The sequence below is a fragment of the Pararhizobium sp. PWRC1-1 genome (assembly GCF_049897905.1).
Classification (GTDB): Bacteria; Pseudomonadota; Alphaproteobacteria; order Rhizobiales; family Rhizobiaceae; genus Pararhizobium.
Genome location: NZ_JAFCXE010000001.1, coordinates 594,668 through 610,466, shown reverse-complemented (window position 1 = coordinate 610,466; position 15,799 = coordinate 594,668). Strand labels below are relative to the sequence as shown.

Annotated in this window: 15 protein-coding genes, 1 tRNA gene and 1 pseudogene; 8 read left to right on the top strand and 9 right to left on the bottom strand. The window is 53.2% G+C overall.

Annotated features, from left to right (window positions below; genetic code table 11):
- Nucleotides 1–677 precede the first annotated feature (677 nt).
- Both ACP7E0_RS02895 and ACP7E0_RS02890 read left to right on the top strand, forming a co-directional pair.
- Nucleotides 678–2,030: an SIR2 family protein gene (locus ACP7E0_RS02895; protein ID WP_426122832.1), complete on the top strand. Its 1,353-nt coding sequence runs from the start codon at nt 678–680 to the stop codon at nt 2,028–2,030.
- The gene (locus ACP7E0_RS02890) at nt 2,027–3,811 is read left to right on the top strand and encodes an ATP-binding protein (protein ID WP_426122831.1); all 1,785 of its coding nucleotides are present in this window, start codon (nt 2,027–2,029) and stop codon (nt 3,809–3,811) included. The genes ACP7E0_RS02895 and ACP7E0_RS02890 overlap by 4 nt, the downstream gene beginning before the upstream one ends.
- 188 nt (nt 3,812–3,999) lie before the next feature.
- Here the strand turns inward: ACP7E0_RS02890 and ACP7E0_RS02885 are convergent, their stop codons facing one another.
- From ACP7E0_RS02885 to ACP7E0_RS02870, 4 genes are all read right to left on the bottom strand, one after another.
- Entirely contained in the window at nt 4,000–4,776 is a 777-nt protein-coding gene (locus ACP7E0_RS02885) for an SDR family NAD(P)-dependent oxidoreductase (protein ID WP_426122830.1), read from the bottom strand.
- Between the two features lie 565 nt (nt 4,777–5,341).
- Nucleotides 5,342–5,644 (bottom strand): hypothetical protein, encoded by a 303-nt coding sequence (locus ACP7E0_RS02880; protein ID WP_426122828.1) that lies wholly within the window; start codon nt 5,642–5,644, stop codon nt 5,342–5,344.
- A 210-nt stretch (nt 5,645–5,854) separates the two neighbouring features.
- Nucleotides 5,855–6,238, bottom strand: coding sequence for a hypothetical protein (locus ACP7E0_RS02875; RefSeq protein WP_426122827.1), 384 nt, complete (start codon nt 6,236–6,238; stop codon nt 5,855–5,857).
- A 218-nt stretch (nt 6,239–6,456) separates the two neighbouring features.
- A complete protein-coding gene (locus ACP7E0_RS02870; protein WP_426122826.1) occupies nt 6,457–6,657 on the bottom strand; it encodes a hypothetical protein in 201 nt (66 codons plus the stop codon).
- A gap of 253 nt (nt 6,658–6,910) precedes the next feature.
- Between ACP7E0_RS02870 and ACP7E0_RS02865 the strand changes: the two genes are divergently transcribed.
- The 3 genes and pseudogenes from ACP7E0_RS02865 (at nt 6,911) to ACP7E0_RS02855 (ending at nt 8,087) form a co-directional block, all read left to right on the top strand.
- Complete coding sequence (locus ACP7E0_RS02865) at nt 6,911–7,090, top strand: hypothetical protein (protein ID WP_426122825.1); 180 nt, start codon at nt 6,911–6,913, stop codon at nt 7,088–7,090.
- Nucleotides 7,087–7,859 (top strand): annotated as a pseudogene (gene xth, locus ACP7E0_RS02860) (exodeoxyribonuclease III). The gene ACP7E0_RS02865 and the pseudogene xth overlap by 4 nt, the downstream one beginning before the upstream one ends.
- A 15-nt stretch (nt 7,860–7,874) precedes the next feature.
- Entirely contained in the window at nt 7,875–8,087 is a 213-nt protein-coding gene (locus ACP7E0_RS02855) for a hypothetical protein (protein WP_426122823.1), read from the top strand.
- Between the two features lie 501 nt (nt 8,088–8,588).
- On the opposite strand, the gene ACP7E0_RS02850 is transcribed toward ACP7E0_RS02855, so the two are convergent.
- The 4 genes from ACP7E0_RS02850 to ACP7E0_RS02835 form a co-directional block, all read right to left on the bottom strand.
- The gene (locus ACP7E0_RS02850) at nt 8,589–9,464 is read right to left on the bottom strand and encodes a hypothetical protein (protein ID WP_426122821.1); all 876 of its coding nucleotides are present in this window, start codon (nt 9,462–9,464) and stop codon (nt 8,589–8,591) included.
- A gap of 280 nt (nt 9,465–9,744) precedes the next feature.
- Nucleotides 9,745–10,560 carry a hypothetical protein gene (locus tag ACP7E0_RS02845; RefSeq protein WP_426122820.1) on the bottom strand — a complete coding sequence of 272 codons (816 nt, stop codon included), beginning with the start codon at nt 10,558–10,560 and terminating at the stop codon, nt 9,745–9,747.
- 45 nt (nt 10,561–10,605) lie between these two features.
- Nucleotides 10,606–10,896, bottom strand: a complete 291-nt coding sequence (locus tag ACP7E0_RS02840) for a hypothetical protein (protein ID WP_426122819.1) — start codon at nt 10,894–10,896, stop codon at nt 10,606–10,608.
- 55 nt (nt 10,897–10,951) lie between these two features.
- Nucleotides 10,952–11,027, bottom strand: a tRNA-Ile gene (locus ACP7E0_RS02835).
- Between the two features lie 154 nt (nt 11,028–11,181).
- On the opposite strand from ACP7E0_RS02835, the gene ACP7E0_RS02830 reads away from it, so the two are divergent.
- On the top strand, nt 11,182–11,358 hold the full coding sequence (locus tag ACP7E0_RS02830) for a hypothetical protein (RefSeq protein ID WP_426122818.1): 177 nt from the start codon (nt 11,182–11,184) through the stop codon (nt 11,356–11,358).
- Between the two features lie 538 nt (nt 11,359–11,896).
- Here the strand turns inward: ACP7E0_RS02830 and ACP7E0_RS02825 are convergent.
- Nucleotides 11,897–13,546 (bottom strand): hypothetical protein, encoded by a 1,650-nt coding sequence (locus ACP7E0_RS02825; protein ID WP_426122816.1) that lies wholly within the window; start codon nt 13,544–13,546, stop codon nt 11,897–11,899.
- Between the two features lie 191 nt (nt 13,547–13,737).
- Between ACP7E0_RS02825 and ACP7E0_RS02820 the strand changes: the two genes are divergently transcribed.
- Both ACP7E0_RS02820 and ACP7E0_RS02815 read left to right on the top strand, forming a co-directional pair.
- Nucleotides 13,738–14,220: a hypothetical protein gene (locus ACP7E0_RS02820; RefSeq protein ID WP_426122815.1), complete on the top strand. Its 483-nt coding sequence runs from the start codon at nt 13,738–13,740 to the stop codon at nt 14,218–14,220.
- A 260-nt stretch (nt 14,221–14,480) separates the two neighbouring features.
- On the top strand, nt 14,481–14,999 hold the full coding sequence (locus ACP7E0_RS02815; protein ID WP_426122813.1) for a DUF4431 domain-containing protein: 519 nt from the start codon (nt 14,481–14,483) through the stop codon (nt 14,997–14,999).
- Nucleotides 15,000–15,799 lie beyond the last annotated feature (800 nt).

Sequence of the window (15,799 nt, the reverse complement as noted above, 5' to 3'; positions counted from 1 at the left end):
TACTCGTCGCCATATCTGTTTAGCTGTGCCCACTGATGCGCTGCCGTTCGAAATCTACGAACAATCACTCCTAGAACGTCGGATAATTCGACAGTTACGAATTATAACTAATTCGAACTTCGAACTAATTCCGAATTTGGTTCGCGTCAAAACTTAGGGGATTGCGTTGAAAAGTTAGGGGATTGAGTCGATCGGCCCTACGAGTCGTCCTGCAAAAACAACTAGTTACGATGGCTCCAAAACCCCTGAATCTATAGAATAGCGGAAGCTGGCCTTAGCGCTGCAAAGCGGGGGGAAAGACGTAGCGTCTTCGGTTGTGTAATGAAGACGACCGCCCTGGCAGAGACAACTGAATCAGAGTGCGGTCGTCTATGACAATAGCCACTCTCATAGGCTTAAGCCGTCGATTTTGCGTGCGGCTGGCCCGTCTCAACGACCGGCTGATACCGATCGGGGTTCGAGATACTGGACAGCGTCTGGAGCCGCCAGGAACATTTCAACGATCCCAAAGGCATGCGCTTACCCCAAACGTTGCAAAAGAACGCATAACCTTCCGCTAGTTGTGGAAAGCCGCTGTCCTCATTGAACTTCAGATATCCGCTGCTCCACGATGTGTGCCAAGCTGTTCAAACATCTGATGGCGTGGCGACGCCGTCGCTAGTTGGGATAAGTAAGCCATGACGTCGTATTGGGAACATCGCAAAGGCGAAGCTAGCAACCTTCGGCTTTTGACACCGAATGGGCAGTGGCGCGACTGGGCGGATGCTCCCCTTGAGGAAGGTGGGGGGCCGCAAGTTCAAAGGCCGGGTGCCAAAAAACAGATTGAAGATGCTCTTCAGCAAGGTTTGCACTCAACGAATGTGATGGTGTTGCTTGGCTCCGGCGCGTCGTTTAGTGCGACAAACGCAGTAGGCGCCAGCGCTCCAAGCATGAAGGACCTCTGGATTGCGGTTCGCGATGCGTATGAGGCAATTTTGCCTGGCGCATTCAATGGCATTGTTAAAGGTCTGTTCGGTGTCGAGCCAGGCATCGGCATCGATGGAAATCCGAAGACAGGCAATATCGAAGCGCTGTTGAGCCATTGCAAGATGATGCTGGAAATGCTTGAGGCGAAACGTAAAGCGATAGATGAAGAGAGCAAACTCCCAGGAATTCCCGATCCCCAAATTGTCAATCTACGGGACTTTGTCGGCACGGCTGAGAAAACGATCCTGGCCAGTGTAAATTTCGTCGCGGACGAAACCAATCTCGAAGCGCACACTAAGCTACTGATGAAATTGGCCCGTAGGAGCCCAGAAAAGCCGAGAGTACGCATCTTTACCACGAATTACGACCTTTGCATCGAAGAGGCGGCGCTCCGCTTGAACGCGGTCTTGATCGATGGTTTTTCGCACAGCGCCAAGCAGCGCTATAATCGTGACAACTTCGAACATGATATCGTTCGTCGACGTCCTTCGGCATCGCAAGCCGATTATATTGACGGCGTTTTTCACCTGCACAAAATGCACGGGTCGGTCGATTGGCGCAGGCAGGGTGAAAAAGTCATTCGGAGCATGGACACTGACCTCGATACTTTTAAGCCGGTCCTAATATATCCTCGTTCCTCAAAGTATCAGGAAGCTTTTGACGCCCCTTATCTTGATCAGTTTGCCTCATTTCAGGCTGCTCTTCGTGAGCCGGATACGACGATCATAATTTCAGGATTTGGCTTCGCTGATGACCATATCAGTGCTCCTATCTGGGCTGCCCTTCAATCCAACTTGAGCCTTCGACTAATATTATGCGACGTTGCCTTCATCGCCGAGCCCCAACTCGATGGCGGGGAGCACGAAATCCCGGTTGATCTCACGCGCCGGAATACCCACCAGAAACGCATTCTCAATCTTGCTCTTCTTGGTGATCGGCGAGTGACCATTCTAAACGGCCGGTTTGAGGACCTCGCCGCTGCTATTCCCATGATCGAAGGACGAACAGATCGACAGCGCATAGAAGAGCTGATCGCGGCGGTAAATGGAGCAGTTAAGTCGTGACAGAGTTCGCCTCATTGATTGATGCGGACAGACGCATCGGCACCATAACCAGGTTGACCGCCATAATGGCCGAGGTGACGCTGCCCTTGGCATTGGCCGCGACTGGCCGACGAGGGCTTTCGCGTGGCACTGTCGGCGATTTTGTATTTATCGATTGCGACCTTGAAACGATTCTTGGCCGAATTGTCGAGGTTGGCATTCCGGGATCGGACAGGACCGGTTTAGATCGTCAAATCGAGAACCAGCCCATCGTTCATCCCGACGGCAAGATCCAGATGCTGGCAACCGTGGACAAAACAAGTCTGAAGGTAACCCGTGGGATCATGGTTCAACCCCGAATTGGTGATAGCGTTTATCTGGCGGAAGGAAGGTCACTTTCGAAGACGATCCAGGACGCTCTGGTCGGAACTATCAAGAATCCAATTCTTATTGAGCTTGGACAACTGGCGGGCCTCGAAGATGCGACGATTAGCATTCCCCCTGAAAAGCTGTTTGGACGTCACTGCGGCATATTTGGTGCAACTGGCGGCGGCAAAAGCTGGACGTTGTCGAGGCTTGTGAACGAAGCGGTTCGTTTGGGAGGTAAGTGCATTCTCCTGGATCCGACTGGTGAGTTCGCTGGAAGAATACCTGGGGCGAAAGAGTTTTCGTTCGCGAGGGCGGCAAATGGTCAGGAACTCGCTCGATTCCCATACCGAAATCTTGCTGAAGAGGATTTGCGGGCCCTCCTAACGCCGACCGGACAAGTGCAGATACCCACTCTGAGAAACGCGGTACGCACTCTCCGAATGGTCGACGTGTTTTCAGGCCCTTCTTCGCCTTTCGGCTCTGAGATCGAAGACGATCGCATGAAAGTCGATGTGACCATCGGTGAAAGAAAGCTGGGGCATATCTGGGTTCAACAAGACGGTACAATCAAGAAGGCGGACACATCTCGCATGGTGTTCGGTAAAGCTGAAATCCATCTCTCTCAAGCCGTAGGCTCAGACGTATGCGACTTTAACATTCACGCGTTACCAGCCCAGATCCGAAACGAATGCGTATATCCTGCCGGGAACGGGGGCAATTTCGGAATCCTCGATCCAAAGACCATTGGATTCTGCAGCTCTTTGATTGTCAGAACCGAGACGTATCTCAGCGCTCCCGAGCTGGGTTGCATCTTTTCGGAGAATGGCGCCGACATTTGCGCGGAAATTGACAAGTTTGTAGCAAGCCCAACAGACAACGCGATGATCCTTTCCTTCAAGGACGTAACCTTCAAGTACAACACCCGTGAGCTCTTGCTGAATGCCTTAGGACGGTATCTTCTTCGGAAGGCGCGAACGGATATGTTCAAAAGCCGCCCCGTCATTTGTTTCCTTGATGAAGCGCACCAATTCATCGGACAGTCAGTAGGGGACGAAGCGAACCGCGTATCACTTGATTCTTTCGGCCTCATCGCGAAAGAAGGCCGGAAATACGGGCTGACAGTGACTATAGCCACTCAGAGGCCGAGAGATGTCCCTCAGGATGTCCTTAGTCAGCTTGGTACTCTGATCGTTCATAGGTTGACGAATGAACGTGATCGCGAAACGATTGAAAAGGCGTGCGGCGACATGGATCGCAGCGCAGCGGCTTTCATTCCGTCGCTCGCCCAAGGAGAGGCGATATTCGTCGGCCCAGATCTCCCAGCTCCGATGCCAATTCAGATGATGATACCTCCGCCCTCACAGCAGCCGCAGTCCGCTGGACCAGATTACCAGACCGCATGGGCAGTCCACTCTGGTCTAAACGCAACATGAAGCAACATATAGCCCCAAAAAATTGAGATCCAGAGTTCAATCGATCGCCCCTGACCGGCGACCAGATAAGCATGAAATGATTAGGGTCAAAGTAGTTGATTCAATTGAGCGCACAGAGCATGGCGCGAAGGAACGGCTAGTCGTGACCGCTAGGGGCTCCCAATGACGCAACCGTCGCGGTCATCGAGTCAGTAGGCGCGAGTAAAACCACCATCATGAAGGATATTCAGCCCCGTCATGTGGTCAGAAAACGAGGACAACAGACCTTCGACAGCAGCGGCCACCTCTTCAGGCGTGGCATACTTTTTCAGTGGTACATTGTCGGTCTCGTTCGCCAGACGCTCATCGAATGTCATGCTTGAGGCATCCGCGCGTTTGTTGATAGCTTCCCTGTACCAAGGGGACAAAGTTCCTCCGAGCGAGAGGGTATTGACGTGAATGCCTTTGTCACCAAGCGCGAAAGCCAGCGTTTTTGCTTCGCCCACCCAAGCGGTCCGGATCACGTTCGCGGTGGCGTAATTGCTAAGAACCTGGGCAGACGAAATGCCTGATATGATGACGATCTTGCAGCGTTTACCCTGCGTGGGACTGGGATGCATCACCGATATCGCAGCCTTTAGGACGGACAGTGGACCGATGAAGCTGCTCTCGAACAATGTTCGGAAAACCGCAGGATCGGGCATCGGATCGTTGGCCGCGTGCGGTTGGGGAGGCATCAGAACGGCTCCCTCCAAAGAAACGCTCAGTGAACTGAGTTCGGTAGCGAACGCCGAGATAGAGGTTTCCGAAGACATGTCGACAACCAGGGGCGCATGTGAGCCGTTTGCCGTAGGCAATTTGGACGTCAATTCCTCCAGCTTTTGGCTATCTCGCGACGCTAGAATAAGGCGAGCACCGTTCGCCGCAAGCCGCTGACAAAGCGCCCGACCGATACCACCTGTCGCACCCGTGACGAGAATGCTCATTTCCACCCTCCTATCAGCTGTAAAGCTTACATAGAGAAAGTGATGCCGTCATTAGCATTCTAAGACAGGGTTTTTGGAAGAAAGCGCGGTTGTGGCCGTCAGGATGCATGTGAAAGCCGCCACTGCTTCGCCCCTGAAACATCAGCGAAAGTCTTCCCTAACGCAGAAAAATCCCTCAAGCTCGAGAGGCTTCGCCTCCTTGTCCTGCCAAGACATCACGCAAGCCCTCTGAATTCTAAAGACTTTTGCGAAGTCTTGCGTTGGCGATCGACTACGATGAGTGTTTAAAATGACCCACCTGCGGTACCAAGTCAGAAAAAATACGACCGACCAATACTGGTCGGTCGTAGACATATTCACCGGGTGGGCCGTCGAATTTCACGGCGTTATTCTCGAAGCACTCGAAGCAGACGAAGTCGACCAAATGGTCGATATTTTGAACATCGGTGACCTATCGCAACGAGGGCAACTGAGGCACCTCCGCTAGTGCCTCCGGGATTATCCCCGCTTAAGTTATTGAGGCACTCGCTTAACCGGTCTACGTGTCTGCCGGACTACAAGTTCCTCAGTTTCCCAGCCATTTAAATTCCTCGATAGCGGCCTTCCCGGATTTTTTGTCGTACAGGCAGATGAGATTCACTTTGGATTTCGACTTCCCTACCGTACCGCGCAATAACACCGCGACTTTTCCAATGGAGTCATTGAAGACGACTGGGGCGCTAGCTTCAGGCGTATCCATGCGCGACTGACCGATGCAGGTCCCATTCGCCTTGGCATACAATGCGTCCCAAGCAGCTCCGCTGGACGCGTTTGCGAGTTGTGTCGAGGCCAGCAACAAAGCAGCAACCATCGTAATTTTATTGTACATTTTGCACCTTTTCATGAATTACCCTCGCGGGATGGGTGTTCTGGAACCGAGGAAGGGCGAAAGAAAGGCACAATGCGGCCGGTACAAAACGAGATCCGCCAGTCTTACCTGCACGATTAGAATGGGATGATTGAGCGAACGGATCAAATCGCTAGCGGAGCGCTTCAGATAAAGTGGGATCGCGGCGATTTTGACACGATCCCGTAAAGCTCATTCAGACGGCTTACGCTCGGCAATCAGGCTCGAAACAGCCACAATGTCGGCTGCACCGTCGGCAAGAAGGCGTTTTCGAACTAAAACTCGCATGATGCGGGCGGCGGTAGAGAAGCTCATCTGATCGAGCGGCCCTTCGCCTTCCCACGGCTTCGTCAATCGTTCGGTGATTGCCGTGGACAGGTTCATTGGCACGATGTCATCGCATTCGCGCATCGCCTCGAAGACGAGGCTGATCGGTGTGATCCGACCTTCGAAGGTTAAGAGCGGTTCTGTCAGTCCCGTGTCCCATTCTTCAAAGGCGTAAAGCGCCTCACGGAACAACTGTTGAAGGGTGATCGGCGCATGTCCGTTATAAAGTGGCGGCAAGGCATTCGTCATGTCTGTCTCCTCTTGTGGATTAAGCCAGTTCCTTCTAGTCGGCGGGAAATGCGTAAACGCGAAAACTACTGGTCCTCCCAAACCGAATACCTGACAGCTTTTATAGTGTATTGCGCATGCATACGAGCAAAAACTTTCTGTGCTCGTATGGTTACAGGACGAGAGACGAAAAAACCCGGCTGTATGGCCGGGTTCTGACACGTGGGCCCTCAGACCGCCTAATGCGTCGCTCCGCTGATGAGAGCATCAATCAGTTCGATCTGCGAGCGCTTGCCGCGCTTGTATTCGCTGATCAATATTTTCGCTTCCGCAGTTGCGTCGCGGCGTAAGATGCGATGCTGCGTGCACCATGCATCCAGAACTGTCTGTAGCATGGTCAGGTCTTTTGGCGGTATTGCGGTATCGGAAATATGCATCATTTTCCTCCCAAGGAATTGACACCGTCCCACAGAAATCGCCTCCTCGCGACCTCTGTCAAAGGCATCCTTAGCCAAAATTACCAGTCCCGCAAGATGAAAACATGACAGTCTTGATGAGGTACGTACCCGTTCTTCCCCAGGTAGCAGACGGGGTTACAGCACCAGAATCTGGGCCTTCATCGCGGTTTGGAACCAAGGAGCGATTTTCGAGTTCTTCGACGCAGCGGATCAAACCAATACCTCGGAGAATCCCATGTCGAAGCGCGAACTCATCGATACTGGCACTGACAAACGATATGTCCGGCGCGACGAAGACGGAAAATTTAAAGAGTCGGTCGACGTCGGGAAATCACTTGCCGCCGACCGGCGTACGAAGGCCAAGACAGCGGCCAAGTCCGGCGAAGGCGATAAGGGCGATCACAAGCGCAAATGAAGATTGCTAGCTATAATGTGAACGGTGTGAACGGGCGGTTGCCCGTTCTTTTGCGCTGGTTGGAGGAATCCCAGCCAGACGTAGTGTGCTTGCAAGAACTGAAAGCGCCGGAAGAGAAGTTCCCTATAAAAGCAATCGAAGACGCAGGGTACGGCGCGATCTGGAATGGACAGAAATCTTGGAACGGAGTTGCCATCCTCACCAGGGCCAAGACCCCCATCAGACGCGACGCGGCCTACTAGGCGAGCCAGACGACGTTCAAAGCCGTTACATCGAAGCAGCGATAGATGGCGTTATCATCGGCTGCCTCTATATGCCCAACGGCAACCCCGCACCCGGGCCGAAGCTCGAATACAAGCTTCGGTGGTTTAAGAGGCTCCATGATTACGCTGCGGAATTACTGGAACTCGATGTTCCTGTCGTCCTCGCAGGCGACTACAACGTCATGCCAACAGAACTCGACGTTTACAAACCCGAACGTTGGGTCGATGACGCCCTATTCAGGCCGGAAGTGCGCCAGGCGTTTCACGACCTCGTTGGCCAGGGATGGACCGACGCGATCCGCAAGCTCTACCCTGACGAGGTGATCTACACCTTCTGGGACTACTTTCGGAATGCGTATGGCCGAAATGCCGGACTGCGCATCGATCATTTTCTGCTGAGCCCGGCAATCGCCGACGATCTTAAAAAGGCTGGGGTAGACAGGAACGTCCGCGGATGGGACCATTCGAGCGATCACGCTCCTGTCTGGATCGAAACTGCCACATAAACCGGAGGACACAAAATGATCCGACACCCAGAGCGACCCGTCGATGACCCGGAACGCGAACTTGAGCTAAGGCTCATCGTTGATCCCCTCCTCCAGAACCTTATCGCAGACGTCGTTGCCGAAGGTTGGGGAACGGTAGAGACCATGGCTGCGATCAAGCAGGCGATGGGACATCTGGAAACAAGCTATTCGCAGGACCCCGATCCAGCAGAAGACCCGGTCTCATGAGGCGGCACTCCGCGGACGCGCTCAATAGAGAGTTGCTGCTACGAGATGGCACTACGGGATCTAACGACGGCCCCTCCGTTCGCGGAGCAATGCAGACTTTGTCCCCGAGCAGGCAAGCGATGAAGCCCCTCGAATCAATTAATCAGAGGATCTGACCCACCCGGCGACTCGAACCCTGACGAAGCTCCCGGCGCAGGTTAATCGAAACGCTCATGTCGCAAAACCCTCTCGGCAAACATCTCAAGTCCCGCAGGCTGGAATACTCAATGCCCTGTTGTCTTAGAGACTGACCGAGACTACCGGAGACCGCAATGGGCTGGACTGATTTCACCCGTCAGCAATATGCGCGACGCGCTATGCGGTATGCAAGCCATCTGACGGAAGGGAATCGGGATCGATGCACTGAAAGACAGAATTCAAAGGCGGCGCGAGATTTTCGGTGAAGCGGTTTTCGCCCTACATGGCTGAGGAGACGTTAAGCCGACAACACATCCACAGCATTCAGGCGTTTTGGCATCCCTGGGGAAGAGCGAGCGCCGTCTTGCTGGTGTTATCTGGGTCAACAATGTCGTTTAGACTTTCCTGAAGAGCCAGGAAGAGCTTAAACGCCTTCCGCGCGGCCTTTCCGTTCATAACACCATTGCTGGTCTTGCACTTGTACGATAGCTCAGCAACCGAAGGCTTGGCGGTTGGGTCGGTGAAGCACCATAAACTCAACGTAAACTCCCCTACAGTATCAGCGTCAAATTTTGCACTGCCCTCCTTGAAGGCATATTCATAAACGGTTTGCCCCGTCTGCAGCCGGGAAAGCCTTTCCGGATAGGAGGCTCGAAGGATGTCAGGCACCCCGGGAAAAATCCTGAAAACGCCCTCTAAATCGAGAGGCACCTCTTCTGTCCTGGTTGTTATCGTCGATGATAAAGAGAAACGGTTCCTGCTGGACAGCTTGCGAGGCAAAACAACCCGGGGTTCTAGCGAGTTCAGCGAAGCCTTGATTTCCAGGGGACCGATATCCTCTTCAAATTCCGTCTTGATATCCCCGTCCTCCGCCAGTGTAGTAGAGGCGACCACGAACTGATCGGGCATGCGCAGTTTCAGAGTGACGCCGGATTGACCGTTGGAAATAAAGCCCGCGTTAGTCTCTTCCCGCGTACGCAAGATGAGATCGTTTTTTGACAGATTACAGTTTGCGTCATCCCAAAACCGAATGACCCTGTGGACCACTTGTTTGAACGGTCGGACGTTGTCGAGATGCTCAACAATTTTACTGACCCGACGTGCCCAAAAGTCATTCGCTGACGTGAGCGAGGGTCTCGCTTCGAAAACGCCTGGATTAAGCAACAGCTTATATTCGCGTGCCTTGAGCTGGTGTCGCATAACTTGATCTCCACAGAATGCCGACAACCCACGGATTTTTACGGAGGCTTACCTCGCTTAGATTGAGACCGGTCCTGCGATTTCGCAAGCTGAAACGAGGTGTGGGCCCCGTTTATTCCTTGTGCACCATTTAACACCAGAGGCTGAACCAACTGGGGCCGAATAGAGTAAGCTGCAAAGCAAGCTACTCCGAGGATCCCGATCCGGCGGACGATCCTGAAATCGCCCACGGAAATTTTCACACGCTCTTTATTCGTAGGCGAATGGGAAGAAAGCGTCCTTAAACCAATGTCTCACGCCACTCCTCGGAAACCCTCAAGCTCCGACATATACGTGACCGCGTCCCAAATAGAATGTTTTCAGTATATTGGTTTTCGCTTGAATATAGGTTTTCGAATGCGTCGATAAACGGATCAAGCGCTTCCCCAAGCCTTCGAAATGCTGCGTCTGAGGCAGACCAGTCAGCATCGGTCCTGAGTTTTACGTGCTCCACGCCGCAGGCCAGCGCATATGCCTGGTCGATGGCCTTCTTTAATTCCCACAAGTTTGCCATGTCAGTTTCAAGTTCGCAGAGCTTTATCGCGCAGATATTTGCCTCACTCTCGAAACTGGAAGGTGAGCTATCGAATTCGTTTTCGTCGCATAGAACCATGTAGCCTTTTTCAGCGAACTCGCTGTCGTTCCAAAACTTTGCGAAAGGCGGGTTTTCATAGGCATCCGCCACGTCCTGCTTGCTGAACAACGGTAAGGACAGGATCGGGCCGTCAAAATGAAAATAGATGTGCGTAGTTTCTGGCGGGGCGATTTTGAAAATTGTATCTGTCCCCAAAGGTAACTCGGCCTTACCACCGCGGCGACCGTCAACGCACTGTATAAGAATGCCGCCCTTATAGGGAGTATGCGCAATACACATACGGTAGGTGTCGTGACGAAGAAGCCATCCAATAGCGACGGGAGACAGGTGGAGCATACTAGCGTGGAAGACATTGCGGGGCATGTTGACGGAAACTCGATTACGACGTTTAAAATGGTTGCCCACAATCACCGACGCCGCAAGCCCGATTTTTCGCCGAACGCCCGTCTCAAGATTCGACATCGGGATGGCTCGACCGCGAAGACGATATTGAACTCGATCGCAGCTTCACTCCGGTTCAATTCGGCGCCCGGGTCGAGACGATATCCCCTCGCCCAATCCTCCGTCACCTAGCTTCGCATTGATGTCGCGGAGATGATCGTTGATCGAGATCAACACGGATATCGATCCGAAAATCGCGACATAAACTAAGAATACAAGCGCCTTGCCGAACCATACCGATGGCATGTAGCTCAGGCCTACAAAACGTTCGATTGGAAACAGCGCTATGACTACAACGGCAACGACGTGCAGTGCCCCAATCACCCAGCCAAAGACTTCTGCAATCGCCTTGTTCATTTAAACCTTCGTATCGTCGTATCGAAGTTACTCGGATGTGAAAAAGTGCGGAATTTGGTGGGCCCGGCAGGACTCGAACCTGCAACCAGTCGGTTATGAGCCGACGGCTCTAACCATTGAGCTACAGGCCCGCCACAACCTGTTTAAGGCTGTCCGCGAAGTATCGCAACCGCGTTTTGACCGGAGAGGTTCCGAAACCGAATCCTGCATTCTGCCGTCAGATAAAACTTGCGGCCGATGAAAAAATGCCCGGAAATATAGGGAACGCAATCGAGCATCACGGCAATGGATTCATCAAACATCTTTCTGTCACCGAACGGCAAGCAGATTATAGGCACGGCGGAAACGGTTCTGGCGACGGCGAGGATCGCTGGCATCGACCCAGATACTCAAGAGCCCGAATATGAAGGCGGAACGGAGATCCACTGGGACAGGAAACCGTTGAGAGAGACGGCAAAATAGTCTTTGTCTGCGTGGACGGCGACGAGTGGACGTTCAACCAGTTCGTGCCTACTAGCCCGGAACTCGAGACTGACAATATTTTACAATTCCAAAGTCGCTCTGCAGCATCTGCGATCTTCGGTTCAGAGCCGGGTCTTTCACCTCATTGATACTGACCCAGTTGCGGAACCCAGGCAATTTTGCAGCAACTCGCTGCAAAATTGCACCGAGGCACAAGCGGGAGCCAGAGTTCTCAGCAGTTACGGAGGGCCCCGGAGTGGTCCCAGAGTCCGCTGGCGTCATCCATGCGTAAAAATAAATGGAAGTTGAACTGAACTCCGCTAGCCATGCGCGGCGCATACCTGAGATGCAAAAATGTCCATGGTAAGACTCATGGCCCGTCGCTACATCCCCCTTTGACAGCGACGGCCTGCCGACTTTTCGGCTTTTGCCGTCAGTTGCAACACACGGGCGCTCCCCTTCTAGGGTCGAGCGCCCGTGTGTTTCTAGGGAAGCGCAAATATCTCCCTCGAACGGGGCTTGGAAGTGATGCCCCCGGTTATTGGCCGCCCGAGCCAGCAGGGCATGCCGGGAAGACTTCTCCGTTTTCTGTGGCCTCAGAGATGTCATATTGCCACCTGGCCACGCGAAGGCCGTCTGAATTTTTCGAGAACATGTATGTTTCAAAGGTGAACGAGCCCTCCCCGGAACATAACGCCGACGCAACGGATGTCGAACCGATCGTGACAGCCTTCTCGATATCGCACCCCATTTCATACCCGGTGAAAGAAGCCAGGCCGTCGTCGTTTGCTTTAAAGCGGTAAGCTCCCATTTCGCACGAGAGTTCGCTCTCGTTTCCGGGGACTCCAAATCCTGGTGCTGCCGCCAGTTCCTTGAAGAAAGCCTTGCTCTTATCGTCCAACGAGTTCTTCACGGGGTATCCCCAACGACCAAATCGATCCGCGATCATCTCGTAGAGCGAGTTAAAGCGGCGCTCTGGTGAGCAATCCGGCGGATAACAGGTATCGAACCCCTCAGCTGGCTTGCCCAACACTTTGGATGCAAACTCGTTTCTCAGGGTCGAGAAGAGCCCCAGCTTGCTTGCTGAAGCGAGTAGACCTGCTATCGTCGCAGCCTCGCCACCTGAACTATTCTTGCTCTCGAAGTCCGCACGCTGGGCCAGAAAACGGCTTCGCAGGTAAGGACGGTATTGAGGCGAGTCGGTTACGTCTGCGAACTTCCCGTCGTTGAGAGCGAAGATCTGAGCAGGCGGGTTTGAGACAACATATGGCCCAAACGCGTACAGAAATCTTTGATCGACTGTTACCAGTTCGTAGCTTCCGTCGAGATCAAGATCGTCGAAACTGCCCCCACTGCCATCAAATTCTCCGATTGGCACCTCGGCAGGATATCCATTCACGTCCACAACGGCCGTCATCACCGTGCAGCAATGGGCGCCACCGTTGAATGCACTGAAAACGAGAGCCGGTTGATTGTAGTGCAGTGTCGTGACTTCCAGTTCTCCCGACTGGCCCTCAAGTTTTAAAGTGATCGGTCGCTTCTTCTCATCGGTTACCTGCAGGTATGACGTGGAGGTTCCGTCAACATTATCCTGACCTTTCAATATCGCGGTCCAGCCCCTTCCCTGAAAGGTCTTCCCATAATCAGCGGAGGTCCAGGAAACCGATCCCTTCCATGGTAGAACCACTGGCTCGGGAGCTTTGAACTGGCCGTCTTTCGCCGCGCGGATGCATGAATATATCGTCTCAAGGGTCTGGCTGGAACCGCTAAGTGAATGGGGACCGAGTGTCACGCCTTCAACCTCCAAGCTCATTTTAGAGGCTGCCTTGAGGGCAACCAAAAATGGATCGACCGCACCGACCAGCATCAGTCCTGGAGGGGACTGAACGCCGCGCATCGTTCCACTCCACCTCTTTCGATCGGTGTAGAAGTTGATTTCATAGTCTTGGCCACCCTTCACCCACGCCAGCTTCGGCGTCGAAAACACCAAGCTGATGTCGCCTTGCGGCGATCCAATGAAAATCAGACCGTCTTCCGCCTTTGGGTTGGCAAAGCAAATATTTTTGCCGCTGTCGTAAGAAGTCACCCAGCCACTATTTTCTGCAACCTGAACCACGGATTCCTGTGCTGATGCAGTGGCGACAAACAACACCGAAAAGGCAAATGTTAGAAGGTGACAGATGTGCATATCGACCCTGCGTTCAAATATGAAATTATGAGCTTACCGGAGATGGCTCAGGAGTGTGGAGAAGTTGGAAAACCGGTTAGACAATCCAAATTTTCTATATGAATTCAGTGGACTTGCACAACCATAAATTTAGAGTGTAACCCAATGGCGCGGCGCCTGCGCGATCGAACAGTGTCTCATGGAGGGTTGTGTTGCGTTTCATTCAAGCGTTCTTTCTGATTTCAGGCACTCTGGTAGCCATTAATTCTCCGCTTGATGCTGTTGGACAGACTAAGGTTGGCGACGTGCAGATGGTCGTGCTCAATGGCAGCTGCGACAAACTCACGTTGGGCAAGAAGAAGTACGGCGATGTCTGTTCGTCCAAAATCTTGAGCACCTCGTACCCCGACGGTCGCGTCGGCTTCTATTTCGTCATGGAGGACGGTCGGAGTATCACCTTCAGTGGGATGGATGGTGAAAACCCCACGCCGGATACAGACATCACCAATATCGACAAGGTTATCGCTAACCTCAACGTGAAAACGCCCGACAAGCCGAATGTCTTTGCGGCAACAGGAAAATGCAGTTTCGGGAATCCATATAAAGGGGAGTCAACTATCTCATGCAAAGGCAAACTCTCAGACGGCCGGGCGTTCGCGGGGGTTTTCACCACAGATGGCTCCCCACCAAACTGAGCTCATTCGAATGTCTCGCCCCGATACGGTTTTTCGCAATCGTATGTGCTTCAATCAGTGTCGCGACGGGTTCCGCTCTAGCAGCGCCTGCGAATTGCATTGCTATCGAGAAGGTCCAGGAGTTGCGACTGAGCGGCGAGTTAACTCGACCGATATTTCCAGGATCACCCAATTTCGAGGATGTGACAAACGGTGACGAGCCCGAACCCGCGTACATTCTCACCCTAAATGACCCTCTCTGCACGACGGGCGATGAATTCTTGGACGCTGGCGAGGTTTTAGAGACCATCCATCTCATCCCGACGGAAGATGAACGCTGGTTCGACGAGATGAACCGGTTTCTTGGCCAGCAGGTCACCGTGACCGGGAAAGATTTTTTTGGTGCCCATACGGGACATCACCATGCGCGTTTGTTGATGACGGCCACGGCCATTACCAAGTCCGACATCGGACCGGAGGCTGAAACTCAGGCAACAACTGTACGAGCTTTCTACTTAGCCCTTGGGATGGGCGATGGACAATCGGCTTCACAGTACGTCCGAGCCGACAAGCGGCGAAAGGGCCCTTTCTCTCCCGAGGCGCTAACCGCATTCTACGGGAAGTTGACGGAACCGTTGAAGCTGGCCTCGGTCGCCCCAATCGGACCAAACAGATTTCGTGCCCAATACCGATTTAAAGCTTCCAGATCATCTGTCTGCAATGGATCCGCAATCGTGCAAGTGGGCCGAGAGAACGGACGTAATCTCATATCGTCGATACAAACAGTGACGGGTTGCTGACGTTTCCTGTCGGTGGCAGCTGTCGCACGCTGTTCGACGCCGACAGCCTCAAAGGTTCTTGCATTTGTAACCGGCAGCTATACGTCACCTGAATGACCCACCTGCGCTACCAAGTCAGAAAAAACACGAGGGACCAATATTGGTCGGTTGTGGACGTGTTTACCGGGTGGCCAGCCGAATATCACGGCGTGTTCCTTGAAGCGTTTGAAGCTGACGAGGTCGACCGGATGGTCGATGTTTTGAACGTCAGTGACCTAGCGCGACGAGGGCAACTCAGACATTTGCGCTGATGCCCAATAATTGCGCGGCCGCTTAAAATGTTTCCCGGTCATTGCAGAGGAACAGAGAGCCGTAGCTTCAATCCCGTTTCATTCCACTCGCGCTCGACGCTGCCTCCCAGTTGCGTCTCGACCATCGCGGCAACGAGCATGGTTCCAAAGCCAGGCTTTGATTTACCTATCGGCACGCTGGCTCCACTTTCTGACCATACGAGGTTAAACCCGTTCATACCTGGCAAAACGTTTCCACTTGACGGTAACCTCGCCTCCCCCAGAAACTAGGCACCTTAGCAACCACGATAGACTGGTCGGCCGCCCTGGCGTGGGAAACGACCATGGGCATCCGCGTCCGCTCAAAAGCGAACGACGCTAGTTCTTTTCGATTTGCAAATCCATTGCTGGAAGATGCACACGGGCGTTCTCCGTGGATTTGGGATGTCGGTATGAACTCTTTGAACACGGACCCTCCTCCAGTTCGGTGTCCCTGGAACGCGTCATTGCACGATTTGTACAAAGGGTTCA

Excerpts from the sequence above, each read along its gene's own strand:
- ACP7E0_RS02840 (WP_426122819.1), bottom strand. The coding sequence starts at position 10,896 with ATGAACAAGGCGATTGCAGAAGTCTTTGGCTGGGTGATTGGGGCACTG.
- ACP7E0_RS02875 (WP_426122827.1), bottom strand. The coding sequence starts at position 6,238 with ATGACGAATGCCTTGCCGCCACTTTATAACGGACATGCGCCGATCACC.
- ACP7E0_RS02825 (WP_426122816.1), bottom strand. The coding sequence starts at position 13,546 with ATGCACATCTGTCACCTTCTAACATTTGCCTTTTCGGTGTTGTTTGTC.
- ACP7E0_RS02855 (WP_426122823.1), top strand. The coding sequence starts at position 7,875 with ATGATCCGACACCCAGAGCGACCCGTCGATGACCCGGAACGCGAACTT.
- ACP7E0_RS02850 (WP_426122821.1), bottom strand. The coding sequence starts at position 9,464 with ATGCGACACCAGCTCAAGGCACGCGAATATAAGCTGTTGCTTAATCCA.
- ACP7E0_RS02845 (WP_426122820.1), bottom strand. The coding sequence starts at position 10,560 with ATGTCGAATCTTGAGACGGGCGTTCGGCGAAAAATCGGGCTTGCGGCG.
- ACP7E0_RS02880 (WP_426122828.1), bottom strand. The coding sequence starts at position 5,644 with ATGTACAATAAAATTACGATGGTTGCTGCTTTGTTGCTGGCCTCGACA.
- ACP7E0_RS02895 (WP_426122832.1), top strand. The coding sequence starts at position 678 with ATGACGTCGTATTGGGAACATCGCAAAGGCGAAGCTAGCAACCTTCGG.
- ACP7E0_RS02865 (WP_426122825.1), top strand. The coding sequence starts at position 6,911 with ATGTCGAAGCGCGAACTCATCGATACTGGCACTGACAAACGATATGTC.
- ACP7E0_RS02830 (WP_426122818.1), top strand. The coding sequence starts at position 11,182 with ATGGATTCATCAAACATCTTTCTGTCACCGAACGGCAAGCAGATTATA.
- ACP7E0_RS02885 (WP_426122830.1), bottom strand. The coding sequence starts at position 4,776 with ATGAGCATTCTCGTCACGGGTGCGACAGGTGGTATCGGTCGGGCGCTT.
- ACP7E0_RS02870 (WP_426122826.1), bottom strand. The coding sequence starts at position 6,657 with ATGATGCATATTTCCGATACCGCAATACCGCCAAAAGACCTGACCATG.